Origin of the sequence: Herbidospora daliensis (assembly GCF_001570585.1) — a bacterium.
Lineage (GTDB): Bacteria > Actinomycetota > Actinomycetes > Streptosporangiales > Streptosporangiaceae > Herbidospora > Herbidospora daliensis.
This window is the reverse complement of sequence record NZ_BBXF01000004.1, coordinates 136248-159559: the sequence shown is the minus strand read 5'-3', so window position 1 is coordinate 159559 and position 23312 is coordinate 136248. Positions and strand designations below refer to the sequence as shown.

The 23312-nt window shown below is 71.3% G+C and carries 25 protein-coding genes and 1 tRNA gene; 8 read left to right on the top strand and 18 right to left on the bottom strand.

The annotated features are described in order from the left end of the window. Positions 1 to 43 precede the first annotated feature (43 nt). On the top strand, positions 44 to 610 hold the full coding sequence (locus AW274_RS21010) for an HdeD family acid-resistance protein (protein WP_062436170.1): 567 nt from the start codon (positions 44 to 46) through the stop codon (positions 608 to 610). Between the two features lie 43 nt (positions 611 to 653). Next, positions 654 to 1916, top strand: coding sequence for an L-lysine 6-transaminase (lat, locus tag AW274_RS21005; protein ID WP_062435223.1), 1263 nt, complete (start codon positions 654 to 656; stop codon positions 1914 to 1916). Here the strand turns inward: lat and AW274_RS21000 are convergent. The 8 genes from AW274_RS21000 to AW274_RS20965 form a co-directional block, all read right to left on the bottom strand. Continuing rightward, positions 1893 to 2111, bottom strand: a complete 219-nt coding sequence (locus AW274_RS21000; RefSeq protein WP_030455926.1) for a response regulator transcription factor — start codon at positions 2109 to 2111, stop codon at positions 1893 to 1895. The two genes, lat and AW274_RS21000, sit on opposite strands and share 24 nt — an antisense overlap. A gap of 139 nt (positions 2112 to 2250) precedes the next feature. Beyond that, positions 2251 to 2712, bottom strand: coding sequence for an NUDIX hydrolase (locus tag AW274_RS20995; RefSeq protein ID WP_062435219.1), 462 nt, complete (start codon positions 2710 to 2712; stop codon positions 2251 to 2253). A 78-nt stretch (positions 2713 to 2790) separates the two neighbouring features. Further along, positions 2791 to 2863, bottom strand: a tRNA-His gene (locus AW274_RS20990). 65 nt (positions 2864 to 2928) lie between these two features. After that, positions 2929 to 3525: an oligoribonuclease gene (gene orn, locus AW274_RS20985; protein ID WP_062435216.1), complete on the bottom strand. Its 597-nt coding sequence runs from the start codon at positions 3523 to 3525 to the stop codon at positions 2929 to 2931. Positions 3526 to 3547: 22 nt separating this feature from the next. Continuing rightward, positions 3548 to 4648 carry a DUF2510 domain-containing protein gene (locus tag AW274_RS41400; protein ID WP_062435212.1) on the bottom strand — a complete coding sequence of 367 codons (1101 nt, stop codon included), beginning with the start codon at positions 4646 to 4648 and terminating at the stop codon, positions 3548 to 3550. 19 nt (positions 4649 to 4667) lie between these two features. After that, positions 4668 to 6026: a protein kinase family protein gene (locus tag AW274_RS20975; RefSeq protein WP_062435209.1), complete on the bottom strand. Its 1359-nt coding sequence runs from the start codon at positions 6024 to 6026 to the stop codon at positions 4668 to 4670. 2 nt (positions 6027 to 6028) lie between these two features. Continuing rightward, entirely contained in the window at positions 6029 to 7777 is a 1749-nt protein-coding gene (locus AW274_RS20970) for a serine/threonine-protein kinase (RefSeq protein ID WP_062435189.1), read from the bottom strand. A gap of 448 nt (positions 7778 to 8225) precedes the next feature. Then, complete coding sequence (locus AW274_RS20965) at positions 8226 to 8867, bottom strand: pyridoxamine 5'-phosphate oxidase family protein (RefSeq protein WP_062435186.1); 642 nt, start codon at positions 8865 to 8867, stop codon at positions 8226 to 8228. A gap of 53 nt (positions 8868 to 8920) precedes the next feature. Between AW274_RS20965 and pdxR the strand changes: the two genes are divergently transcribed. Further along, positions 8921 to 10333: a MocR-like pyridoxine biosynthesis transcription factor PdxR gene (gene pdxR, locus AW274_RS20960; protein WP_232320213.1), complete on the top strand. Its 1413-nt coding sequence runs from the start codon at positions 8921 to 8923 to the stop codon at positions 10331 to 10333. On the opposite strand, the gene AW274_RS20955 is transcribed toward pdxR, so the two are convergent. The 8 genes from AW274_RS20955 to AW274_RS20920 form a co-directional block, all read right to left on the bottom strand. Continuing rightward, on the bottom strand, positions 10307 to 10777 hold the full coding sequence (locus tag AW274_RS20955; RefSeq protein ID WP_198169341.1) for a hypothetical protein: 471 nt from the start codon (positions 10775 to 10777) through the stop codon (positions 10307 to 10309). The two genes, pdxR and AW274_RS20955, sit on opposite strands and share 27 nt — an antisense overlap. Positions 10778 to 10948: 171 nt before the next feature. Then, a complete protein-coding gene (locus tag AW274_RS20950) occupies positions 10949 to 11764 on the bottom strand; it encodes a polysaccharide deacetylase family protein (RefSeq protein ID WP_232320212.1) in 816 nt (271 codons plus the stop codon). Then, positions 11761 to 12666 (bottom strand): glycosyltransferase family 2 protein, encoded by a 906-nt coding sequence (locus AW274_RS20945; RefSeq protein ID WP_062435176.1) that lies wholly within the window; start codon positions 12664 to 12666, stop codon positions 11761 to 11763. Before AW274_RS20945 ends, AW274_RS20950 begins: the two co-directional genes overlap by 4 nt. Continuing rightward, positions 12663 to 13466, bottom strand: a complete 804-nt coding sequence (locus tag AW274_RS20940; protein ID WP_062435173.1) for a glycosyltransferase family 2 protein — start codon at positions 13464 to 13466, stop codon at positions 12663 to 12665. Before AW274_RS20940 ends, AW274_RS20945 begins: the two co-directional genes overlap by 4 nt. Positions 13467 to 13588: 122 nt before the next feature. After that, positions 13589 to 13954 carry a hypothetical protein gene (locus tag AW274_RS20935; RefSeq protein ID WP_062435171.1) on the bottom strand — a complete coding sequence of 122 codons (366 nt, stop codon included), beginning with the start codon at positions 13952 to 13954 and terminating at the stop codon, positions 13589 to 13591. A gap of 133 nt (positions 13955 to 14087) precedes the next feature. Then, positions 14088 to 15755 (bottom strand): sigma factor-like helix-turn-helix DNA-binding protein, encoded by a 1668-nt coding sequence (locus AW274_RS20930; protein ID WP_062435169.1) that lies wholly within the window; start codon positions 15753 to 15755, stop codon positions 14088 to 14090. A 141-nt stretch (positions 15756 to 15896) separates the two neighbouring features. Further along, positions 15897 to 17675, bottom strand: coding sequence for a substrate-binding domain-containing protein (locus tag AW274_RS20925; protein WP_232320211.1), 1779 nt, complete (start codon positions 17673 to 17675; stop codon positions 15897 to 15899). Positions 17676 to 18082: 407 nt separating this feature from the next. After that, entirely contained in the window at positions 18083 to 18721 is a 639-nt protein-coding gene (locus tag AW274_RS20920; RefSeq protein WP_062435167.1) for a cation efflux transmembrane domain-containing protein, read from the bottom strand. Between the two features lie 112 nt (positions 18722 to 18833). On the opposite strand from AW274_RS20920, the gene AW274_RS20915 reads away from it, so the two are divergent. Beyond that, positions 18834 to 19655: a TrmH family RNA methyltransferase gene (locus tag AW274_RS20915; protein WP_062435165.1), complete on the top strand. Its 822-nt coding sequence runs from the start codon at positions 18834 to 18836 to the stop codon at positions 19653 to 19655. Here AW274_RS20915 and AW274_RS20910 read toward each other — a convergent pair. After that, positions 19600 to 20409: a D-alanyl-D-alanine carboxypeptidase family protein gene (locus AW274_RS20910; protein WP_062435163.1), complete on the bottom strand. Its 810-nt coding sequence runs from the start codon at positions 20407 to 20409 to the stop codon at positions 19600 to 19602. The genes AW274_RS20915 and AW274_RS20910 overlap by 56 nt on opposite strands. 57 nt (positions 20410 to 20466) lie before the next feature. Between AW274_RS20910 and AW274_RS20905 the strand changes: the two genes are divergently transcribed. After that, positions 20467 to 20649 carry a YegP family protein gene (locus AW274_RS20905; RefSeq protein WP_062341358.1) on the top strand — a complete coding sequence of 61 codons (183 nt, stop codon included), beginning with the start codon at positions 20467 to 20469 and terminating at the stop codon, positions 20647 to 20649. Here AW274_RS20905 and AW274_RS20900 read toward each other — a convergent pair. Then, positions 20646 to 21143 (bottom strand): DedA family protein, encoded by a 498-nt coding sequence (locus tag AW274_RS20900; protein WP_232320210.1) that lies wholly within the window; start codon positions 21141 to 21143, stop codon positions 20646 to 20648. The genes AW274_RS20905 and AW274_RS20900 overlap by 4 nt on opposite strands. A gap of 131 nt (positions 21144 to 21274) precedes the next feature. On the opposite strand from AW274_RS20900, the gene AW274_RS20895 reads away from it, so the two are divergent. From AW274_RS20895 to AW274_RS20885, 3 genes are all read left to right on the top strand, one after another. Next, positions 21275 to 21739 carry a hypothetical protein gene (locus AW274_RS20895; protein ID WP_157520593.1) on the top strand — a complete coding sequence of 155 codons (465 nt, stop codon included), beginning with the start codon at positions 21275 to 21277 and terminating at the stop codon, positions 21737 to 21739. A gap of 77 nt (positions 21740 to 21816) precedes the next feature. After that, a complete protein-coding gene (locus tag AW274_RS20890; RefSeq protein ID WP_062435154.1) occupies positions 21817 to 22836 on the top strand; it encodes a DUF4331 family protein in 1020 nt (339 codons plus the stop codon). A gap of 5 nt (positions 22837 to 22841) precedes the next feature. Next, positions 22842 to 23309, top strand: coding sequence for a hypothetical protein (locus AW274_RS20885; RefSeq protein WP_157520590.1), 468 nt, complete (start codon positions 22842 to 22844; stop codon positions 23307 to 23309). Positions 23310 to 23312: the final 3 nt, after the last annotated feature.

Sequence of the window (23312 nt, the reverse complement as noted above, 5' to 3'; positions counted from 1 at the left end):
CGGGATATTTCTGGACACATACCTCCTGATGGAGGTGGGTCACATGCATGATCTGAACGCCGACCTGAACACGGGCCTCCGCCCGGCCAGCCGGGACACCTGGTGGGTGCTGGCGGTCCGGGGCCTGCTGGCGGTGATCTTCGGCATCATCGCCCTGGCGTGGCCGGGCATCACCCTGCTCGCCCTCGTCTACGTCTTCGCCGCGTACGCCATCGTCAACGGCCTGTTCACGATCGCGGGCGCCTTCCGCGAGGTCAACAAGGGCTCCCGGGGCTGGATGATCTTCTCCGGCGTCGTCGGGGTGGTCGTCGGCATCGTCGTCGCCACCTGGCCCGCGATCACCGCGATCGTGCTGCTCTGGCTGATCGGCGCCTGGTTCGTGGTCACCGGCCTGCTGGAGATCATCGCCGCGGTGAACGCCCGCAGGCGGATCGACGGCGACTGGGGCCTGATGCTCGCCGGGGTGTTGTCGGTGGTCTTCGGCGTCGTGCTGGTCATCTGGCCGGCCGCCGGCGCGCTCTCGCTCGCCTGGCTCATCGGGGTGCTGGCGATCATCCTGGGGCTCTCGCTGTTCTACCTGGCGTTTCGGGTGAAGAACATGCCTGCGTGAAGATTTTCCGCGTATAGCGCCATAGGCCGGGAATATCTTCATCATGACGGTTCACGAGCGGCTCTCCCGGCACCTGCTCGTCGACGGCCTGCCCGTCGTCCTCGATCTGGCGCGCAGCTCGGGTTCCTGGCTCGTCGACGCCCGCGACGGCCGGAGACACCTCGACTTCTTCACCTCGTTCGCGTCGTCGCCGCTGGGGTTCAACCCCTTCGACGACGACCCGGCCTTCCTCGCCCGCCTCGGGCGGCTGGCCGCCAACAAACCGGCCAACTCCGACCTCTACACCGAGGAACTGGCCGATTTCACCGAGACCTTCACCCGCGTCCTCGGCGACCCCGAACTGCCCCACCTGTTCCTCGTGGAGGGCGGCTCGGCGGCCGTCGAGAACGCGCTGAAGGTCGCCTTCGACTGGAAGAGCCGCTGGAACGAGGCCAACGGCCGCCATCCCGGCCTCGGCACCCAGGTCCTCCACCTGAGCCGCGCCTTCCACGGCCGGGGCGGCTACACGCTCTCGCTCACCAACACCGAGCCGATCAAGACCGACCGCTTCCCCAAGTTCGGCTGGCCCCGCATCGACACCCCCGCCGTCCACCTGGGAGACGTCGAGGCGGCCGAGGAGCACGCGCTCGGCCAGGCCGAGGACGCGTTCCGCAGGTACCCCCACGACATCGCCTGCTTCATCGCCGAACCCATCCAGTGCGAGGGGGGCGACAACCATCTGCGCCCGGAGTTCCTGCGCGCCATGCAGGACCTGTGCCACCGGCACGAGGCCCTGTTCGTGCTCGACGAGGTCCAGACCGGGGTGGGCGTGACGGGGTCGGCGTGGGCGTACCGGGGGCTGGGCCTGCGGCCCGACGTCGTGGCGTTCGCGAAGAAGATGCAGGTCGGCGGGGTGATAGCCGGGCGCAGGGTCGACCAGGTGCCCGACAACGTGTTCCGCGTCAGCGGCCGGATCAACTCGACCTGGGGCGGCGGCCTGACCGACATCGTGCGCGCCACCCGGATCATGGAGATCATCGAACGCGACGGCCTGATCGAGCACGCCGGCGTGCTGGGCGACAAGCTGCTCGGCGCCCTCCGCGACCTGGAGGCCGAGGGCCTGCTGCGCAACGCGCGGGGTCGCGGGCTGCTCGCCGCCTTCGACGTGCCCGACCGCGACGCGGTCGTCGCACGGTTGCGCGAGCGTGAGTCGCTGCTGGTCCTGCCCGCCTCCGAGGGCACTGTACGGCTCCGCCCACCCCTCAACGTCACCCCGGAGGAGATCGAAGTGGGGCTGTCCCGGCTACGGCGAGGGCTCGCGTCCTGACCACAGGTCGATGGCCGTCCCCCGGGAGGCGACGCCGAGCTTGGCGTAGATCCGGTTGACGTGGTTCTTGACCGTCTTCTCGCTGAGGAACAGCCGCTGTGCGATCTGGTTGTTGGAGTGACCGTTGGCGATCAGGTCCATGACCTCTGTCTCGCGCTTGCTGAGGGCCGTTCCGGTGGGGTCGTCGACTCGCATCTGGCCTCCGTGGCAGAGATCCATGGCAGAGAGTTAAGTCGCCGAGGGCCCCCGCGTCCGGCGTAGCGGTTGTGAGCGAGTTTAACTCGCGTGAAAGCCCTGTGGGGGTTGCTTCGTGGGCAAATCGCACCCGGCTACGTCACCGGAGCACGACCGGCCGCGCGGGCACCCCGCTGCGGACGATCTCCGTGACGAGATCACCGAGGTCGGCGGGGTAGACGGTCTCCGGCGTCGTCTCCAGCTCGCCGGCCGTCCACCACCGATACTCCTGAATGGTGTCAGGCTGGGTCGCCCGCGCGAGGTCCACATCGCCGGCGGAGAGCCGGGCCAGGTAGTAACGCTCGACCTGCCGGATCATCGCGCCCTCGAACAGGAACTCCTTGGCCCGCTCGGCCACCGGCCCGTCGACCGGGACCTCGCCGGTCCCGAGCTCCTCGCGCATCTCCCGGCGCAACGCGGCCAGATGGTCTTCGTCGCCGTCGAGCGCGCCGCCCGGAGTGGCCCAGAACCCGCCGTTCTCCTCGTAGCGCAGCAACAGCACCCGCCCGTCGCCGTCGAGCGCGACGACACGGACGGCGGTGCGGATGGGCGGGCTCGTCATGTGTGCCAGTGTGACGTGCCGGTGTGACAGGCGGGGAAACGATGAAGGGCCGGTCCCGAAGGACCGGCCCTTACGCTGGGTGAGTAATGGGACTTGAACCCACGACATCCAGGACCACAACCTGGCGCTCTGCCAACTGAGCTATACCCACCATGTGCGCGATCCCGCTCACCCGGTCTCGCGTACAAGCACGAGTGTAGCGGTATCGCGTGACAACTACGAACTACTAACGGCCTCCGCCGTGTCGCGTGCCGTCGCCGAGTCGGGACCGGGCTGCGGGACGAACACGGTGGCCCGGTAGTAGCGCAGTTCCCGGATGCTCTCCGTGATGTCGGCGAGGGCGCGGTGGCCGCCCTGCTTCTCGGGTGAGGCGAAGTAGACGCGCGGATACCAGCGGCGGGCCAGCTCCTTGATCGAGGAGACGTCGATCATCCGGTAGTGGAGGTGGCTGTCCACCACGGGCATGTCCCGCGCCAGGAACGAGCGGTCGGTGGCGATCGAGTTGCCGCACAGCGGAGCCTTCTTCGGCTCCGGGAGGTGGCCCCGGATGTATTCCAGGACGATGGCCTCGGCCTCGGCGAGGGTCACACCGCCCGCCAGGGCCTCGAGCAGGCCGGAGGCCGTGTGCATGGTGCGCACGATCTCCGACATCTGCTCCAGCGCCTCCGGCGGGGGCTTGATGACGACGTCGACCCCGTGGTCCAACTGGTTCAGCTCACCGTCGGTGACGACGCAGGCGACCTCCACCAGCGCGTCGCGCCCGAGGTCGAGCCCGGTCATTTCGCAGTCGATCCAGACCAGCAGGTCGTTCATGTCCTTAGCGTAGTGCTCCGGCTCAGTGCGTTTGGAGCGAGTCCAGGACATCACCGACCTGCTCGGACTTCAGGTTGTCGGGGATCGACACGTAGAAGAACGACGGCCGCTTCCCTTCGCCCATGTCGACCAGCACGAACGCGCCCGTCTCGGTGGTGAAGTCGTACTTCTTCTCCTTGGCCACCGCGCTGAAGTCCATTTTGTACTCGATGATCCAGGCGTCCCGGTCGCCGACCTTGATCGCCTCGTTCCGGAGCACCTGGCGTTCGTGCTTGAGCGAGTAGAAGACCGGCTCGTACGCCGACAGCAGGGTCGTGGTGACCACTTCCAGGTCTTCGACGCCCCGGTAGGGGAGCATCTGCGGAAGCTGGGCGGCCGCGACCGTGCCCATCCAGTCGACGCCCTCCTGGCCGTTGAAGCCCGGCTGGGAGACCGCGCCGTAGCCGCTGGTGAACAGCGGGTAGGTCGGGTCGCTGGGGGCGTTCATGACCTTCGGGTCGGAGACCTTCCAGGGCTGGCCCAGGTACTTGTAGCTGAGGCCGGACACCGCGTCGTTGATGCGGCCGTCCTCCGGCTGCGGGAACGACGTGATCGACGGCTGCGGGGGCTGCTGCGGCTGCGGCTGCTCCTGGTCGGGGACCGGCACCTGCTCCTGCGGCGGCGCCTGCTCGGTCTGCGGCGGCGGCGCCGGCTCGTTGGTCGCCGGGGGCCGGGCGATCGAGGGCTCGCTCGCGCCCTGGTTCAGGAACACGAACGCGCCGCCCACGACCAGCGCGATGACGAGCACGATGCCCACCCCGCCGAGCACCCACGGCAACGGCGAGGGCGGCTTCGGCGGCGCGCCGAACTGGGGCATCGGCAACTGGCTCGTGGCGCCCCACGCCTGCGACGGCGCGGCCCACTGCGGCTGCGGCGGGGCCGGCGGAGGGGCGAACTGGGCGGTGGCAGCGGCCGGCGCGGCGGGAGTGGTCGCCAGCGTCTCCTGTCCGGCGGGCTCCGGAGTCTCCGGGGCGTCCTGGCCTTCCAGGGCGTGGGTGGCGTCGGTCCACTGCGAACCGTCCCACCACCGCAGCTGCGGCGAGCCGTAGGGGTCCGGGTACCAGCCGGCGGGGGTCGTCGTCATGCCGTGCAGCCTAGTGAAGTCAGCATTTGTACGAGAAGCTCGCCTTCGCGGCTATGGGCTTCCCCTCGGCGGTGTGGTCGAGCACGCGGAGCGTTGCGGTGCCCTTGAATCGGCCCGGACCGCTCACCTGCCAGATCAGCGGAAGATCTACCGAAGTCGTACCCGATTCGACCCGCTGGGTGCCCTCGGTCACCCGGCCGTCGCTCTGCTCCCACTCGTACGTGAAAGTTCCACTCTCGCCGTTGGTGGTGACCACCGCCATGATCTTGGTCTTGGCGTCGCACCCCTGGGTCTTCTTCGGGGCGGAGACGCTGACCTTGGACACCGTGATCTCGGCGGGCGGCTGCATCCGCTGGTAGAGGATGAAACCGGCGATCAGCAGGCAGACCACCAGCGAGCTGAGCCACGCGCCCCGGCGCTTCGGCCTGGCCTTGCGGCGGCTCTGGGCCGTGGGGTCGGCGTGCTGGGTGGCGCCCTGCCGCCAGATCTGGGCGGCCGAGGTGTCGGCGGGCACGCCCGGTCCGAACCGCATGCCGCCCGACTCCGCCGCGGGCGGCGCGCCCGGGTGGCGGGCCGGGTCGAGCAGGGTCCGCAGTTCGCCGGTCTCGGGCAGCCGCGCGGGCGGCAGCGCCGCGGCCACCGGCGGCAGCGCCGACCAGGCGTGCAGGGTGCGCACCAGCGACTCGCGGGTGGAGAACCCGGCCGGGAGCAGCTCGCGGCCGTTCGTCAGGACGTCGCGGGCCGCCGCCAGCCCCCGGGAGGCGGCCGTCGAGGCGGCGTGGTCGAGCAGCTGCGCCTGCTGGCCGGTGGCCCAGCTCGCCGACAGGGTGCGGGCCAGGCCCTGCCAGGCGGCGATGTCACGTTCCGGCGAGGCGGGCTCGGTGCGCAGCGCCTCCAGCAGGCCGCGTTCGGCCAGCAGGGCCGAGCCGTCTTCGCCGATGACGACCGTGCCGGGGTGGACCGCTCCGTGGGCCAGGCCCGCGGCGTGCAGGCCCAGCAGGGTCTGGGCGGTCTCGATCAGGATCGTGGCGGCGCTGCCGGCGTCGGGCTGCCAGCCCAGCTGGCCGCCGCCGGTGAGCAGGTCGGCCACGGTCGGCACGGTGCGGCGGCCGACGATCAGCCAGACCTCGCCGTGGGCCGCCACCAGGTCGGCGACCGGCAGCAGGCCGTACTGCCCCGACTGGGCCAGCCGCCGATCAGCGGAAATGGCCGCCACCAGGCGCTCACGCGCGCCCGGGGCGGCCAGCAGGTGATCGTTGAACCGGAGCAGCCCCGACGGCGCGCCGCCGGGGCCTTCCGCGTCGTGCCAGGTGCCGACCTCGCTGACCCGCGTCCTGCCGGTCAGCCGATGGCCCGCGACAGTGCCCCCGTCATGCATGACTACTTACGCCTCCGCCGGTGCCTTCCCGCCATGGACCGCTTCACGGCAAGTGTGGCGGGCACGAGGCCGGTCGTCATCAGGCCGAGGGCGAAGAATCCGGCGGCGGCCGTCTCTCCGGTGGTCGGCTCGACGGTCGGTTCGGCCTCAGGGGTGGGCTCCGACGAAGGGGAGCCGGGGCCGCCGCCGCCCGGGGAGCCGGTGTTGCGGGTGATGGTCGGGTCGTTCGACGGGCTCGAAGGCGGCGGCGATGAGGGCTCGGACGACGTGGTGGGCGACGTCGGCGTGGTGGGCGTCGGCGAGTTGGTCGTCGGAGTCGGCGAGGGGGAGGGGGTCGGGGTCTCCTCGCCCGGCTCGCTGGTGGCCGTCGGGTCGCCCGGCTCCTCGAGGCCGCCACCGCCGCCGCCCGGCTTCTTGGTGGGCTTGGGGGTCGGCTTCTTGGTGGGCTTCTTCGTCGGCTTCGGCTTCGGCTGCTGCGTCGGCTTGGGCTGCACGTTCGACGTCGGCTGGGTGACCGGGGGCTGGTTGCCGTCGGCCTCCGGCGACTCGGTGACCTCGGGGGTCTCGGTGACCGGGACCTCTTCGATCAGGCCGTCGTCGACCTCCTCGACCAGCGGGTCGGGGGTCGAGGAGGTGTTCACCGGGCTCGGGGTGAGCTGGGTGGTGCCGGCCGACAGGGTCGCGCCGCTGATCGAGCCGACCAGCACGGCCGTGCCGCCCGCGATCACCGCCATGCCGACCACGGTCAGGCCGATCTTCACGAACGCCTTGCTGAAGAAGCCGCCCTTGCGCTCCTCGTCGCCGAAGTCCTCGCTGCCCGCGGCGAGCTGGGTGTCGGCGAGGTTGGTGTTGGCCTGGGGCACCGACGCGGCGAGCGGGAAGAAGGCGGCCAGCAGACCGGCGAGGGCCGCCAGGCGGCGGCGTCCGCGCTCCTCCCACTGCGGGCCGTACGTCTCCAGCGCCACCGACTCCAGTTCCTGGAGGAAGGCGTGGGCCGAGGCGGGGCGCTCCTGCGGGTGCTTGGACATGCCGCGCTCGATGAGGCCGCGCAGCTGGGGCTGGATCTGGTCGAGCGGGACCGGGGCGGCCTGGTGCTGGTGGGCCAGCGCGGCCAGGTTGCCCGCCTGGAACGGGCGCTGCCCGGTGAGGCACTCGAAGAACACCACGGTGGCGGCGTAGACGTCGGTCGTCGGCCCGGCCGGGGCGCCCGCCCACTGCTCGGGGGCCATGTACGACGGCGTGCCCGAGGCCGGCATGCCCTCGCCCGCGCGGGCGGCGATGCCGAAGTCGACGAGCTTGCTGTGGCCGTCGCCGTCGACCATGACGTTCTCGGGCTTGAAGTCCCGGTGCACCACGCCCATGTCGTGGGCGATGGCGAGGCCGATCAGGGAGCCCTTGAGCACCGCCAGGGCGGCCTCGGGCCCGGTCGGGCCTTCGGAGCGGATCATCGCGCGCAACGAGACGCCGTCGACGAGCTCCATCACGATCGCGGCGCCGTGGGGCTGCTCGACGTACTCGTAGAAGCGGGCGGCGTGCGGGTTCCGGTCCATCAGCGCGAGGAGACGTGCCTCGTGCCGGAACCGGGCGATGAAGTTGAGGTCGGCTCGGAGTTCCTGGGAGAGGTATTTGATCGCGACTAGCGTTCCATCGGCATCGTGCCTGGCCAGCACGACCTGTCCGGCTGCGCCGGTGCCGAGCTCGCGTAGCTCCGTATAGCCGGGAACCCGCCAGGCGCCGGTCTGGCCGTACATGCGGTCTCCTTATGTGCCCGGGCCCCCACCATGACGACCACAGAGCCTAACGGCGGGTCTACCTCGTGATGGGAAAAGTCATGAGATTGTAGTGACTCAGTGTCAAACGTGACTTTAGTGGTACAGGTGGGTAGTGCGGGGACGCCGAGTCCCGAAGCCGGGCTCTGTTCGGCCCGTTGACCAGGGCATAGTGTGACATCGCCATTCGGGAACCAATACTGCGCGGAGCGCCGGGTGATGCCCCGAAGGCATGATTTGGTGACGCTGATCACATCGGGGGACGCCTGCTCCGGGTTTCGGCCGGCCACTCCGGAGGCGTAACGGAGAAGAAAAAAGGCGACCCGGCCGCCCATGCGAGTCCCTTGCGGGTACTCGATGGCCACATGGGCGCCGGTCGCCTCGTGCTGCGTTAAGTAGACGCCCGATCGGGCGACCCGGTTGTCAAAGGTCATCTACCGGAGATATGGGCGGGAACCGGAATGTCCCGGGTCATCCTGGGGTCGGTCTCCGGGACGCCCCACGTGGTGACGACGGGCAGCACGCCCGCCCAGATCGGCAGGTCGTAGTCCTCGTCGTCGTCGCTCGGGCCGGCCGCGCGCATCTTGACCGACGCCTCCTCCAGCGACAACGCCAGCACGGCGGTGGCGGCCATCTCCTTGCGGTTGGGCAGCCGCGCGTAGTCCCACTGGCCGGGGGCGAGCTGCTCGGTGATGGCGGCCAGCCCGGCCATGCGCTCCTCCTCGTCGGTGACCAGGCGCGGCACGCCGTAGATCATCGCCGAGCGGTAGTTGACCGAGTGGTGGAAGACCGACCGGGCCAGCACGATGCCGTCGAGGTGGGTGACGGTCACGCAGACCGTGTCACCGGGGGCGATCCGCAGCGACCGCGCGCCGGTGGAGCCGTGGACGTAGAGGGTGTCGCCGATGCGGCCGTACCCGGTCGGGATGACCATGGGGGAGCCGTCGGCGATCACACCCAGGTGGCAGATCAGGCCGGCGTCGAGGACGGCGTGGAGCTCGGCGCGGTCGGTGCGGCCACGGGCCTTGGAACGGCCGAGGACGGTACGAGGGGTGCTGGACAGCTCGGTCATACGGGTACCGTAGGAGCCGAGTGGCCTGGAGGAACACGTCCACTTTCGCGGTGTTGAGGGAGACCACTTTGCGGGAGCAGCAGGTCGATCTGCCGGTGGCCGTCGACCGGGCCGCCCCGACCCCCCTCGTCGTCCAGGTGAGCGACCAGCTGCGCGCGGCCATGCGCGACGGCGCGCTGCGGGCCGGGGAGCGGCTGCCCTCCAGCCGGAGCCTGGCCGGTCTCCTCGGCGTCAGCCGGACCGTGGTCACCGAGGCCTACCAGCAGCTCTACGCCGAAGGCTGGCTCGACGGCAAACACGGCTCGGGCACCTACGTGGCCGACGTCCACGCCGTCGAGGGCGGTGCCGCCCGCCCGCCCGAGCCCGACCCCGAGTCCAATCCGCCGCCGCACGCCCCCGACCCCGGCCTGATCGACCTGCGGCCGGGCCGTCCCTGGGTGACGGCCTACGACACCGCCGCCTGGCGGCGGGCCTGGCGGGCCGCCGGCGACCTGCCGATGAGCGCGTGGCCCGACCTCTACGGCGACCCGCCGCTGCGCGAGGCGCTCGCCGACCACCTGCGCCGGGCCCGCGCGGTGCCCGCCGGGCCGAACGACGTGCTGATCACCCGCGGCACCGGCAACGGCCTCGACCTGCTGGCGGCCACCCTGCTGAAGCCCGGCGACCGGGTCGGGGTGGAGGAGCCGGGCTACCGGTCGGCCCGGCGCATCTTCGCCTCGCGGGGGGCCGAGATCGTGCCCTGCCCGGTCGACGGCGACGGCCTGATCGTCGACGACCTGCCCGACGGCCTGCGGATGATCTACACCACCCCGGCCCACCAGTACCCGACCGGCGGGCGCCTGCCGATCCCGCGCCGCGAACGCCTGCTCGCCTGGGCCCGCGCCACCGGCGCGCTCGTCGTCGAAGACGACTACGACGCCGAGTTCCGCTACGACGTCGCCCCGCTCCCCGCCCTCTACGGCCTCGGCCCCGAGAACGTGGTGCTGCTCGGCACGTTGTCGAAGTCGCTCAGCCCCGACGTCGGCGTCGGCTGGCTGGTGGCCGGACGGCCGCTGCTCGACCGGATCGCGCGAACGCGGAAGGAACTCGCCGACCGCACGTCGGGGCCGGTCCAGCGGGCGGTCGCGATCCTGCTCGACCGCGGCGACCTCGACCGGCACCTGAGACGCATGCGATTGGAGTACGCCCGCAGGCGCGAGGCCGTGGTGGCCGCCCTCGGCCCGTGGACCAAGGGCGACACGGCCGGTCTGCACGTCCTGGCGGAACTTCCGGAACACGTCGTGCCGGAAGTGGTCGCCGGAGCCCGTGAGCGGGGGGTCCTGGTCGACACGACCATTCGCCACCACCACGGCCCGCCCCGCGTCCACGGCCTGGTCGTCGGCTACGGCTCGGCCGCGCTCCACGACGTCCGCCACGGCTGCGGGATCGTCAGGACCCTGCTAGACCACGCTCTCCAGGAGACGTAGCTCCTCACGGGGACGGGGCACCTCTAAGTGAGGCGCGCTGTCTCCGATGATGCGGGCGACGTCGATGGCCCCCGGATCCCCCTCGGCGGAACCCGGAACCTGTGAGTGCCCGAAATGCCCCCCACGGGCCCAGAGACGGCGGTTGCCGTCCTGCACCAGCGAATGGGGCACGGGTAGGGGCGGACCGGCCGGCCACCGCCGGGGAACCTCCCACGAGTCGAGCCAGGCGAGGATCTCGTCGAGACCGTCGAGCTTGCTGTCGGTGAACGGTTCGTGCACCGACCCCAAGACCCTGATCTGGACGCACACCCGGCCCTGCCGGTTGAGGTCTCCGGTGAGGCCGCAGGCCGCGCGGGTCGGCGGCAACTGCTGGATGATCTGCCCCGTCACCGGGTTCCACACCAGGTGGGCGGGGCGGTTGAGCTGGACGAGCCGCTGGGCCACGGATTTGGCCGAGATCCCTTGTGGGTCTCCTGGCCAAATGAACCAGACCACCCTGGGCGCGCCCCCGATCATGGGGCCGGCGTCCTGGGGAGCGGGAATGCGACTGGCGACGGGTAGCCATGCCTGGGCCACTGTGCCCCCTCATGTCCTCGGTCGCCCTGTTTTCTCCCCTTATGCTCTTCGGGCGAAACGCGCGATTCCGTACCTGCCCCGGCGGACGACGGCGTAGCCACGGGTCAGCGCGCGCTCCCGGAGATAGACCAGCGGGAGCGCCCGGCCTTCCACGGCGCGGGCGAACCGGCCCGGCCCGGTGGTCCGGCTCACCGTCAGGCGGGGAACGGCCAGCATGTCGGGGGCGGGCAGGTCGGCCATGTCGTTGGCGACCGCGCACGCCGCCCAGAACCCGGCCCGCCGGGCCTCCCGGCGGACCCGGGCGCTGGAGTAGCCGTAGGGATAGGCCATCGTCGTCACCGGGAGTCCGAGTCTGTCCTCCAGGACCGCCTTGCCGCGCCGGAGCTCCTGCCGGAGTTCGGCGTCGGGCAACTGGTCGAGCTGCGGATGGCTGTGGCTGTGCCCGGCGATCTCGTGCCCCTGGGCCGCCGCCTCCCGGGTCTGCGACCAGCTGACCATGTGGTCGAGCGGCCGGCCGGCCGCCTCGCCGCCAGCGTCGGCCACCCAGCCCGTGGTCAGGAACAGGGTGGCCGGGAAACCGTAGCGGTCGAGGATCGGCATCGCCTCGGTGTGGAAGTCGGCGTAGCCGTCGTCGAAGGTGAGCACCACCGGCTTGGCCGGGAGCGTCGCGCCGGTGCCGTTCACGGCCGCGATCAGGCTCGCGAACGTCATCGGGGTGAACCCGTTCGCGGCCAGGTAGGCCAGCTGCTCGGCGAAGTCGCCCGGCCGCACGGCGAGCGGCCGGGTCTCCGCGTTGGGCCGGTCGGTGACCGAGTGGTACATCAGGATCGGCACCCGGTTCATCGGGGTGTTCATCGTCGTGCCTTCCCGACCAGGTAACCCCAGGTCGTCCAGGCCAGCCCGACGACGATGGCGGCGCTCGTCCCCCAGCGCAGCGTGACCAGCCCCTTCAGCGCTCCGAGCGGCAGGGTCCTGAACGTGTACGACCGCTCGCTCGCCAGCCCGTCGCCGCTGCCCACGCTCCGGGTGACCAGGGCCTTGGACAACCCCTCGGCGTAGCAGCGGGACCGGAAGTAGCCGAAGGTCTCCCGCGCCGCCGGGACCCGGTGGCCGATGCCCGCCGACGGCTCGAACAGCAGCACCGAGCCGGGCAGCCGCTGGGTGAGCCGGATGCAGAACTCGGTCTCCTCGCAGCCCAGCGGCCTGCTCTCACGGCCGTCGACGCTGCGGCCGATGCCGGTGGAGAACCCGCCGACCGCCCCGATCACGTCGCGGCGGAAGATCGCGTTGCCGCCCATCACGTTGCGGATCGGCGCGCGGGTCTCCGGCATGCCCCGGTAGGTGCAGCCGACCGTCCAGTCGAACTCCACCGGGAACCAGCGGGGCCGCCGGGTGGCCCACAGCGGGCGGGTGGCCCCGCCCGCGCCGACGACGCCCAGCTCCGCCATGGCCGACTCCAGGCCCTCGATCCAGCCCGGGTCGGCCACCGCGTCGTCGTCGAGGAACGCGACGTAGGCGCCGGTGGCCGCCTCGGTACCGGTGTTCTTGCCGCCCGACAACCCCCGGTCGTGCACGTTCTCCAGCACGATCGCGTCGGGGTAGGCGCGCTTGAGCCGCAGGTGCAGGTCGGGGTTGTGGTCGACGACCAGCAGCAGCTCGCGCGCGGGCACCGTCTGGGCCCGCACCGAGGCGACCGCGGCGGCGATGTCGTCCCAGCGGTCCTCGGTGTACGCGCAGATCACCACGGAGGTGTTCATGCCGCGCCCTGGTCGGCCGTGGCCGGTTGCGGCAGCGGCGCGGGGGCGGCGCGGCGGCGGCGCCACTCCCGCACGATCGTGCGCAGCACCCGCAGCCCGTCGCGGATCGCCCGCAGGTTCGACTCCCCGTGGATGCGGCAGCGTTCGTGACTGGGCACCTCGTGCACCCGCAGCCCCGCCCTGGCCGCCCGGATGTTCATCAGCGTCTCGACCTCGAAGCCCTCGCAGTCGAGGTCGAGCGCGGGCAGGTGGCGGGCCCAGAAGGCGTTGTAGCCGTAGCAGAGATCGGTGTACCGGGTGCGGTAGAGCGTGTTGACGATCGTGCGCAGCACGCTGTTGCCGGCCCGCCGGGTGACCGTGAGGTCGTCGCTGCCGCCGCCGGGCACGTACCGCGAGCCCTTGGCGAAGTCGGCCCCGCTGACCAGGGCGCTGACGAAGTGGATGATCTCGCGGCCGTCGGTCGAGCCGTCGGCGTCGATCATCACGATGATGTCGCCCGTGCAGGCCGCGAACCCGGCGGCCAGGGCGTCGCCCTTGCCCCGGCCGGTCTGGTGGACGATGCGCAGCCCCGGCCGCAGCCGCCGGGCCACCTCGACGGTGTCGTCGGTCGAGTGACCGTCGACCAGGACGACCTCGTGGACCCAGGTCGGCAGGGTGGCGAACACGTGGGGCAGGTTCTCGGCCTCGTTCATCGCCGGCACGACGACGCTGACGGTCGGCGAGACCGCGAGGTGGGGGCCGAGGGGCGTGTATCGCTCGACGTGCGGAAGCGGCCGCAGGCCGGTGATCTCGGGACTCATGGTGACGGAAATGTCCTTCCGGGCGGTCTGTCATGAGCGGAGACTGCCAGCGGACCGGCGCGACTGGACGAGATGGGTCAGGGGCTCGTCCCGGTCGTGGGGCAGAGGGTGGTGTGGGGTCGTCACCCGGGAGTTCTGGCGGGGGTGACGCGAGTGCGGGGGCGGTGAAGCTGGCGCAGGATCACCAGAAACGCGCTCACGACCGCGACGGTGGCCACGCCGGCACGCGGTGACCATGCGTCGAAGAGGAGCATCGCCTCGGCGAGAAGAACGTTGACAGCCAGACTGGCGGCCAGTCCCACGGTTAGTGCCGATAGGGGGTCACGATCACGCAACAACCCGGCGATGGCCACGCCGGGCGCCAGGAGCAGGAACAGGGGCGTCAAGATCAGCCTGGCGGGCGTCTGCACGTCGGCCAGCGCGAGCACGGCTCCCGCCACGCACAGCGCACCGACCACACCGATCAGGACGGTCTTACTGGTCCCCATGTCACTCTCCCGGCTGGTGGAGGCACTTCATAGGATCAACCGGGGACACGCGCGTCAATGGCGACGCTCTTCCGCAGCGCCCGGTTCACAAAGGACCAGGACTCTATCGGTAACGACTCGGCAACCGCCCGTGTTATTGCAGAGGTTGCTGGGGCCCCTCCGACACCTGGGTCGCCGGGGTCTCGCTGGGCGCCGAGGTCGGCTCGTCGGTCTTCGGGGGCGTCGGGGTCGGCCGGGGCGGGTTGGTCGGGTCGGGCACCCCGCCGCCGGGCGGGGAGTAGCCGTCGCCGCGCCAGGTGATCCGGCACGACGGGTTGCCGCCGGGCGAGGTGATCGCGATCGTGGCGCCGCCGGCCGACTTCGGGTCGACGATCGAGATCGTCATGCGCCCGCTCGCGCCCTTCTTCAGCACCCCGCGCGCCGGGGCGATCGAGACGTTGTCGCCCGCGCGGGCGCTCCAGGCGATTGGAGCGTTCCTGGCGGTGAGGTAGAGCACCCCGCCGGAGGAGTCGCCGACGTCTCCGGGGCAGGTCATCGACAGCGCGGCCGGGGCGGCGTTCGGCCGCCGGGTGGGCTTGGGGGTCCTCGCGGGCGTGCGGGTCGGCCGGGGCCGCGCCGAGGGCTGCCCGGCCGCCGTGGCGACCGGGGCGGGGGCCTGCGTGGAGGAGGTCTGCTCGGCCTCCACCGGCGTCGGGTCGGCCGCCGGGGTCTCCTCCGGCGGCGGGGGCGCGGTGTCCTCCTCGGTGGTCTCGTACTGGGGGGCCTGGACCACGTCGTCCGTGGGCTGCGGCATGGCCTCGATGCGGGTCGGCGCGCCGGCGACGGCCCCGTTGAGCCAGAACACCCCGCCCCCCGCGACCAGGGCCACGCCGAGAGCGGCCACGGCGGGCGTCGCGCGCCGGGACTTCTTCTTCCCCGCCGCCCGCCGTGACACTCCCCCCGCCCGGCGGCCCCGCTTCACTCGGGGCCGCCGCCCGACCGGAACGGGGAATCCGTTCCGGTCGAAGTGATCCCCGTCCCGCACGATGAGGATCTTCGTTTCGTCTCGTTCCGGGTGGGCGCAGGTGTCCACGACCCGGCGGCGCAGCGACAGCGGAGGGAACGCCACCGGCACCATCTCCAGCAGCTTCGGCGCAGAGACGTGCCGCTCGCGGCCCTCGGCGCAGACCTCGCAGCCCGCGATGTGGCGGCTCAGCCGCTGGCGCAGCAGCGTGCTCAGCGGGCCGTCCCACGAGTCGACCATCGCCGACAGGTCGGGGCAGTGGGCCCGGCCGGTGCGCGCCAGCACCACCGCGGCGGCCGAGTTCTCCAGGTGGTCGCGGGCCCGATCCAGCCGCGTCGCCGCCTGGCGGGAGGTCAGCCCCAGCACCGCGCCCGCCTCGGCCGGGGTGAGGTCGTGGCGTAAGGACAGCTCCAGCACCTCGCGCTCGGGCCCGCTCAGCTCGCCCAGCGCCTCGTGGACGAGCATGGTCATCTCGGGGTCGGGGCTGTCGGCCAGGTCGATCGGCGTCGTCGCCGTGCCCGGCGTCCGCGACGCGCACTGGAAGCGCACCAGGGCGTAGAGCCAGGCGCGCAGCTTCTGCGTCTCCGCCAGCCGGCCCACCGAGGCGACCGCGAGCACGAGGGCGTCGTGGACGGCGCTCGCGGCCAGGTCGAAGTCGCGCAGGCGGCTGTAGGCGTAGTCGTTCAGCCGGTCGGCGTACGCGTCGTACAGGCTGGCTGGTGCGTGCGCGTCGTCGCGCTTCAACGCGTCGAGCAGACGGTTGTCGTCGGCTCGGCCGACGGTCGGCCATCCGGGCAACGGAATTCCTCCCCGAGAACAGGACCTGCCGGTCCCCACACGAGAAGGACGCCCCTTTCCGGCGCCGCGTTTACCGTCTTCCAGGCCATGCTCAAGTGGCATGACCTGGGAAGACAGCGACTCCTGTGACTCAGGTGAAGATTATTTGGCGCTGGGGCAGTTGGGCGCGCACAACCGGCGGGCGATGCCCTGCAGGAAGATGTTCCTGATCTCCAGCACCGTCTCCGGGAAGTACGCCGTGCCGCCGGTCGCCTTGGCGATGTTCTCCATCTGGGCGCGGTTCTCGTCGCCCTGGGTGTTGAACGAGATGACCAGCACCGACACCGGCTTGGCGGGGTCGTACGCCGACTTGAGGCGCTTGAGGATGCCCCCGTTGGTGATGCCGCCGCTCGGGTCGTCGTTGCCGACGCCGTCGGTGAACAGCAGGATCGTGTTGATCTTGTCGGCCTCGTACTCGGCGGTCATCTTCTGGTACGCCGCCCAGAGCGAGTCGTTGAGGCCGGTGTTGCCCGTGGGGATCGCCTTGATCTGGGTCATCTGCTGGGCGATCACCTCGCGCCGGGTCACCCCGTCGATCTGCTGGGCGAGCGGCCCGACCGGGACCGTCTCCTTCCAGTCGACCTTCTCGCCGTTGAGGTTGTCGGAGAAGATCCAGGTCCCGATCTCGGTCTTGTCCGGGAACAGCTTCAGGCCCTCGGTACTGACCTGCGAGATGGCCTGCATGCGGGTGATGCCGGAGGAGTCGGCGGGCAGCGCCATCGTGCCCGAGACGTCCAGGAGCGACAGCAACTTGGTGCCCAGGCCGACGCGCTTCCACGACTGCGCGAGCTTGACGACGGTCTTGGCGTCGGGGATCGGCAGGGCCGTCGGGGCCTCGGCCCGCATGCCCGACTCGGGGGTCAGCACGCTGCCCTGGCCCTCGGGGGTGCGGAAGCCCAGGCCCTGGATGGTCTTGCGGGAGGCGGCCGAGGCGAGTTCGGTGGTGAACAGCTTGGCGGCCTGGGCGCTCTCGGGGTCCTTCGCCGTGGTGATGATCGGGTAGTCGAGGTTGACGGTGCCCTCGGCCGGATAGAGCGCCACGGCCGCGTTCTTGTTCGCCTTGTTGAACGCCCACACCGACTGCTCGGAGGTCACCCCGATCGGCACCCGGGTGGCGGCCTTCGACAGGGTCGCGAACAGGTTGTCGGGCGAGGTCACCTTCGACTCCGACAACTGCCGCAGCACGCCGACCAGCAGCTCCTCGGAGCCCTCGTCGCCGCTCTGCTGCAGGATCCCGGCCCCGGCCAGCAGCGCGCCGAGCCCGGCGGCGTTCTTGGCGGGGTCGAGCACGACCACGCGCACCTTGCTCGCGAGCCCGTCGGGGTTGGCGGCGTTGGCGGCCGTCATCATGCCGGTCCAGCTCGGCTCCAGCGACTCGGCCAGCTTCGCGGCGGCGGCCTTCGGCGCGGCCAGCACGATCGGCGAGGTCGCCAGGTTGCCGCTCACCTTGGGCGCCGACTTGGCCGGCATCTGCGACAACCACAACGACGAGTCGGGGATCCACAGGTCGGGCGCGGAACTGGCCCCGCCGGTCCCGGTCAGCGCGGCGGCGACCCCGTCGGAGTCGGCCCCCTTCACGGCCACGTCGATGCAGCTGCCGTCGACGGTCTTCTCCGCCTTCACGAACCGCTCGGCGATCTCGCTCACGGCCGGTTCGATGTCCTTGGCGACGGCGACGAACAACGACACCTTCTCGCCGGAGCACCCGGCGGAGTCCTTGTTCACCACGACGTACGCGGCCACGCCCAGCAGTACCGCGAGGGCCACGGCCCCCGCCAGCGGGACGAGCACCTTGCCCGGCCCTGCCGACTTCCGGCGGGTGGCGGGCTGCTCGTACGCGGGGTAGCCGCCCTCGATCTCGTCAGTGCGGTGACGTCCCACGATGGCCTCTTCGTCAGTCGATTGCTCTCCCCGCCAGGCAAAAGGGAGATTCTCCGTAATGCTTACGGAACCATAGTGGCAACCATTAGACCGGCAAAACGGTCCTTTTACTGCGATGATGGGCATCGCGATACATCTTGACTTCTCGATCTCGCGATGTATCGTGTTCGTCAAATCGGGCGAATAGGCACCCGGGGGGCTGGGATGCGTGACGGAGATCTCCTCCTGCTGGAGTTCAACCGCCCCGGCCTGCCGCCCTCGGCCAGAGAGGCGATGCGGGCGGTTCCGGGGCTGCGCGCGGTCCAGCTGACGGGCCGCCACGGCCGGGTCTGGACGGTCCCGGGCGGCGCCTCAGAGGTGATCGACGCCCTCCGCGACGCCGGCATGGACGTCGCCGTGCTCTCGCTTCAGTGGTCGCAGACGTGCCCGCGCCAGGCCCTGCCGCCCTCGAAGACGGCGATCGCCGCGAGCGAGAGCGCCACCAGCGGGTCGGCCCACCACCACCCGATCGAACCCGCCGCGAACCCGGCGAGCACCCCGGCGGCGGTCAGCCCGCAGAGCACGTTCTGGGTGCCCTCGCCCCTCGTCGCCGCCGAGGCCAGGCGGGCCCCGACCCGCCGTTTGGCCCATCCGAGGACCGGCATGCTGACCAGGCTGATCGTGGTGACCAGGACGCCGAGGGCGGTCGGCGCGGCCCGGTGACCGTTCTCCAGGTCGTGGAGCACGTGCAGGACGAGATAGGGCGCCAGCAGCCAGAAGCTCACCGCGACCATCCGGGTCGCGCGGAACTCGGCCAGCGGCGACACCAGGCGGGCGCCGGTGAAGCGCCACAACACGATGAGGCTGGCCAGCGCCTCGACCAGGGCCGAGAGGCCCCAGCCGAGCAGCGCGACCGAGTCGGCGGTCCAGCCGGCGTACACGCCGACCAGGCTTTCGGCGCCGAGCCAGCCGAGGGTCGCCACCGACAGCAGGCGCGCGCGGCGGGCGTCCCTCAGCCAGCTCTCGGCCGAAACGGCCGGGCGCGCGAGCGTCCGCTGGTCAGGCACCTTGACCCCCGATCGCCCTCGCACCGCCGGATACAGCGCTGAGTACTTTATCGGCCACGGACCGTCACGCCGGTTTGCCGTCGCCAAGGGGTGGCAAGGGTAGGCTTGCGTGATGGTCATCGAGCTCCACGACCCGGCTGACCCGCGCTTGACCGACTTCACCCACCTGCGTGACGTGGAGCTCCGCAAGAGCCTGGAGGCCGAGCACGGCCTGTTCCTGGCCGAAGGCGAGAAGGTCATCCGCCGCGCCCTCCAGACCGGCCACCCCGCACGGGCCTTCCTGACCACTCCCAAGTGGCTCACCCACCTGGCCGACGTGCTCGAAAACCAGGTCGTGTACGTCGTGAGCGACTCCCTCATGGAGCAGGTGACCGGCTTCCCGGTCCACCGGGGCGCGCTGGCCTCCTTCGAACGCCTGGCGCCGCCCTCGGTCGCCGCGCTGGCCCGCCGGTCCAGCCGGGTCATCGTCCTCGAAGACCTGGTCGACCACGCCAACGTCGGCGCGATCTTCCGGTCGGCGGCGGCGCTCGGGGTCGACGCCGTGATCCTGTCGCCGCGCTGCGCCGACCCCCTCTACCGCCGGGCGATCAAGGTCTCGATGGGCGCCGTCTTCGCCATCCCGTGGGCCCGCATGGACGACTGGCACGGCGGCCTGGCCGCCCTCGACGGCTACGACACCCTCGCGCTCACCCCCGACGCCTCGGCCGTGCCGATCGACGAGGTCAGGCTGGGCGAGAAGGCGGCGCTGCTGCTCGGCTCCGAGGGCGACGGCCTGTCGTCGCGCTGGCTCGGCCAGGCGACCGAGCGGGTCCGCATCCCGATGAGCCCCGCCGCGCTGAAGAACGGGGTCGACTCCCTCAACGTCGTGGCGGCCGCCGCTATCGCCTGTCACTCACTCGTTCGGCCCAGCTCAGCAGGTTCCGCGCCGTCGTGAACCGCCGCAGGTCTCCCGTGTCGCCCAGGATCACCCCGAGGTAGGTGCGTCCGTCCCGCCGCGCCGCGAACGCCAGGCAGTAGCCCGCCGCCCTGGTGAAACCGGTCTTCAGCCCGATGACCCCGGGCGTGGTGCCGAGCAGTTTGTTGGTGTTGGTCCAGGTGTGCCCGCCGGCCCGCGCGACCCGGGTCCGGGCGATCTGCGCCAGCACCCGGTCCTTCAGCACCACGCGGGTCAGCTCCAGCTGGTCGCGGGCGGTCGAGTACTGCCCCGGCGCCGGCAGCCCGTCGGCGTTCACGAACCGGGTGTCGCCCAGGCCGAGGTCGCGGGCGGCGGCGTTCATCCGGCCGACGAAGCGGCCCTTGCCGGGGCCGTAGGTGCGGGCCAGCGCGTTCGACGCGTCGGCGGCCGAGGGCAGCAGCAGCGCGTAGAGGAGCTGGCGGACCGTGAGCCGCTCCCCGGCCCGCAACCCGGCGTGGGTGGCGCCGCTGGAGTGGGCGTGGCTCACGTCGGCGGCGGTGATCGTCACCAGGTCGTCGAGGTCGGCCTGTTCCCTGACCACGTAGGCCGTCATCACCTTCGTCAGGCTGGCGACGGGCACCCGCCGGTTCTCGTGCTTGGCGAACGGGACCGTTCCCGTCGTGAGATCCACGACGTAGACCTCCTTCGCGGTCACCCGAGGGTCGGCGTGGGCGGGCGACGAAAGGAGGATTGCCCAGGTGAGGACGGCACTGAGAAGAACGGCGGCACGCATGCCCGCATGATCGCACGGGTAGGCCTGCGACGGCCGGACGGCATTCGGGGGGAACACATGGCGAGCAGATTCGTCATCAGCAGAGACGCGGCGGGGGCCTACCGGTTCCGGCTCGTCATGGGCAACGGGCAGACCATCGCGGTCAGCGAGGCGTTCACCAGCCGCGCGGCCTGCGTGAACGGCATCGAGTCGGTACGCCGCACCGCGCCGGAGGCGGTCCTCGACGACTCGGAGCTCTAACCCGCCTGGGAGGCCGCCGGCGTGTCGCGGCCGCGGCGGCGCCGCCAGACGTACAAGGCCACGAGGGCCAGTACCACGACGGCGAGCACGGCCGCGATCACCGGCGAGTCGGCGGCGAGCCCGAGCCAGGCCCAGATGACCGAATAGAGGCCGAACCACACCAGCGGCGCCCAGGTCAGGCAGCCCAGCGCGCTGGCGACCAGATACCAGCGGTAGTTGATGCGCAGCACCCCGGCCACCCAGGGCAGCGTGTGCCGCAGGCCCGGCACGAAGAAACACCCGTAGACCGCGAGCGCCCCCCACTTGCGGACGACATTCTCGACCTTGGTGATGCGCTCCTGCCCGATCTTGCGCCCGAGCCGCGACTCGTAGACGGCGTCGCCGACCTTGTGGCCCACCCAGTAGTAGACCTGGAAGGCGCCGAAGAGCGCGACCGTGAGGATCGCGCCGACGAGCCAGTAGGGCAGCCCGAACAACGGGTCCCCGAACTCCACCGTGTGCCGCCTCTTGCCGGGAATTAGGACAGCCTTACCTTAAGCGACGCATCGTGGACCGCGCCAGGCACCACACGCCCCTGCAAGCGGACGGCAACCACCGCTCAACCATGGCGTTCTACAAAAAAGGCATGAAATCCCGCAGCCTCGCCCCGGTCGTCGCGAGCGGCGGCGGAACCGCGCTGCGGCTCCTCGTCGCCACCCTCGCGGTCGCCGCAGCCTACTTCACCGGAACCGCCGTCACCGACGAACCGGCCCGCTCCGTCGCCCTGTCGTCGGCCCAGTCGGTGCCTGCCGAGAAGCGCCTCCCCGCCCCCGAACCGGGCGTGCTGACCGTGGACGACCTCGCCGACTGCGCCTACCGCGTCCGCACGGTCGCCGACTCGGGCGCCGTCTCCTACACCTGGACGCTCCAGCGCTACAGCCCGGCGGCCGAGGCGTGGCAGGACTACCTGTCGGGCACCGGCGGCTTCGACGGCGCCGCCCGCACCGTCGACTGGCGGGTCCGCGTCCCGGGCAACCCCGGCCTCTACCGGGCGGTCCTCGACGTGGCGGACAACCGGCTCATCAGCGAGAAGTTCCAGGTCGACTGCTGATTCATAGACCGGGATCTTCCGGGCGAGAGGCAGGGTGGGTCAGGTCAGGACCCACCCTGAGACCGGGGAGCACACCCATGTCCCACCACCTCGACTCGCCCCTCGCCCGCCAGGACCCGCGCCTGGACGTCTGCGACCTCTACGTCTTCCGAGGGGAACGCGGCACCGTCATCGCCGCCGACCACAGCCACTCCTTCGCCGGCCCCGACGCCCCGAAGGGCCTCCACCCGGAGGGCCGCTACGAATTCAAGATCGACGGCACCGGCGACGCCGTCGAGGACGTGACCTTCCGCTTCACCTTCGGCGCACGCGACGCCGAGGGCGGCCAGACCTTCCGCCTCCACCACGTGGCCGCCGGCGAGGAGAAGCTCATCGCCGAAGGCCGCCTGGGCGAGACCGTCGAACTCGACTGCGGCGGCCGCGTCTGGATCGGCCAGGCGGGCGACTCGTTCTGGATCGAACCCGACGTCCTGCACGCCGTCGGCCAGGCCTTCCAGCACGGCACCACCGTCGACCTGACCGGCTGGAACCCCGACAAGGCGGGCAACCTCTTCGCCGGCCACACGGTCTACTCGATCGTCCTGGAACTCCCCGACGACGAACTCCGCCCCGTCGCCGGCCCCGACGGCCACATCGGCGTCTGGGCCCAGACCTACCTCGCCACCGACAGCGGCGGCTGGCACCCGATCAACCGCTGCGGCCTCCCGATGATCCACCCGCTCTTCACCCAGTACGACGAGGACCTCGGCGACCGCCTCAACACCAACGATCCGGCCGACGACGTCCGCGTCCACGGAGAGGCGATCCGCTCGAAGGTCGCCGGGGTCGTCCGCGCCTACGGCACCGCCGCCGACCCGGACGCCTACGCGCGGACGGTCATGGAACGCATGCTCCCGAACCTGCTGCCGTACCGGATCGGCACCGAGGCGGCGTTCACCTTCGCGGGCTGGAACGGCCGCGCCCTGACCGACAACGCCCCGGACGTGATGTTCTCCTTCGCGGCCAACACCCCGGTGACCCTGGGCATCGGCCGCGAGTCGGTCACCCCGAAACCGAGAAACGAGTTCCCGTACGTCCCGCCGGCGGGACGACAATGATCGACATGCGATTAAAGATCCTCGTCGGGACGATCGCGGTCGCGGTGGTCCTGGCCGGAGTGACGGCGCTCTACGCCGCCGACCGCTACGTGGCGTACCTCTTCGAACGGGAGGACCCCGGCTGCGTCGCCGACAGCGCTGTGGAGATCGACCGGTTGACGCGGATCGTCGTGCCGGTTCTGCCGCAGCAGGGCCGCAGTCAGGTCGACGGCGACAGCGGCTGCGCGCCGCCGGAATCCGGGCCGTCGATAGCCGTGCACGTCGACGGTGCGTCCGTCCGCCAACTGACCGGCCGGTTCCGGTCCACGGGGTGGAGCCCGGTCTCGGCGGCCCGGGTGGCCGAGGAGACCGTGGAGGGCGACATCCTCGTCGCCGGCGTGGAAAAGCACGCCGGCGACCACCTGGTCGAGGTCTTCGTCACGAAGATGGCGCGTCACCCCGACACCGTGCTGGTCACCGCCTGGTTCGGCTGACGG

What these genes read in the sequence shown, in the direction of transcription:
- AW274_RS20905 (WP_062341358.1), top strand. Translation starts at nt 20,467, where the DNA reads ATGGCGAGCAGATTCGTCATCAGCAGAGACGCGGCGGGGGCCTACCGG.
- orn (WP_062435216.1), bottom strand. Translation starts at nt 3,525, where the DNA reads ATGAACGACCTGCTGGTCTGGATCGACTGCGAAATGACCGGGCTCGAC.
- AW274_RS20910 (WP_062435163.1), bottom strand. Translation starts at nt 20,409, where the DNA reads ATGCGTGCCGCCGTTCTTCTCAGTGCCGTCCTCACCTGGGCAATCCTC.
- AW274_RS20950 (WP_232320212.1), bottom strand. Translation starts at nt 11,764, where the DNA reads ATGAACACCCCGATGAACCGGGTGCCGATCCTGATGTACCACTCGGTC.
- AW274_RS20895 (WP_157520593.1), top strand. Translation starts at nt 21,275, where the DNA reads ATGAAATCCCGCAGCCTCGCCCCGGTCGTCGCGAGCGGCGGCGGAACC.
- AW274_RS20995 (WP_062435219.1), bottom strand. Translation starts at nt 2,712, where the DNA reads ATGACGAGCCCGCCCATCCGCACCGCCGTCCGTGTCGTCGCGCTCGAC.
- AW274_RS21000 (WP_030455926.1), bottom strand. Translation starts at nt 2,111, where the DNA reads ATGCGAGTCGACGACCCCACCGGAACGGCCCTCAGCAAGCGCGAGACA.
- AW274_RS20945 (WP_062435176.1), bottom strand. Translation starts at nt 12,666, where the DNA reads ATGAACACCTCCGTGGTGATCTGCGCGTACACCGAGGACCGCTGGGAC.
- AW274_RS20915 (WP_062435165.1), top strand. Translation starts at nt 18,834, where the DNA reads ATGGTCATCGAGCTCCACGACCCGGCTGACCCGCGCTTGACCGACTTC.
- AW274_RS20885 (WP_157520590.1), top strand. Translation starts at nt 22,842, where the DNA reads ATGCGATTAAAGATCCTCGTCGGGACGATCGCGGTCGCGGTGGTCCTG.
- AW274_RS41400 (WP_062435212.1), bottom strand. Translation starts at nt 4,648, where the DNA reads ATGACGACGACCCCCGCCGGCTGGTACCCGGACCCCTACGGCTCGCCG.
- AW274_RS20975 (WP_062435209.1), bottom strand. Translation starts at nt 6,026, where the DNA reads ATGCATGACGGGGGCACTGTCGCGGGCCATCGGCTGACCGGCAGGACG.
- lat (WP_062435223.1), top strand. Translation starts at nt 654, where the DNA reads ATGACGGTTCACGAGCGGCTCTCCCGGCACCTGCTCGTCGACGGCCTG.
- AW274_RS20890 (WP_062435154.1), top strand. Translation starts at nt 21,817, where the DNA reads ATGTCCCACCACCTCGACTCGCCCCTCGCCCGCCAGGACCCGCGCCTG.
- AW274_RS20970 (WP_062435189.1), bottom strand. Translation starts at nt 7,777, where the DNA reads ATGTACGGCCAGACCGGCGCCTGGCGGGTTCCCGGCTATACGGAGCTA.
- AW274_RS20940 (WP_062435173.1), bottom strand. Translation starts at nt 13,466, where the DNA reads ATGAGTCCCGAGATCACCGGCCTGCGGCCGCTTCCGCACGTCGAGCGA.
- AW274_RS21010 (WP_062436170.1), top strand. Translation starts at nt 44, where the DNA reads ATGCATGATCTGAACGCCGACCTGAACACGGGCCTCCGCCCGGCCAGC.
- AW274_RS20935 (WP_062435171.1), bottom strand. Translation starts at nt 13,954, where the DNA reads ATGGGGACCAGTAAGACCGTCCTGATCGGTGTGGTCGGTGCGCTGTGC.
- AW274_RS20965 (WP_062435186.1), bottom strand. Translation starts at nt 8,867, where the DNA reads ATGACCGAGCTGTCCAGCACCCCTCGTACCGTCCTCGGCCGTTCCAAG.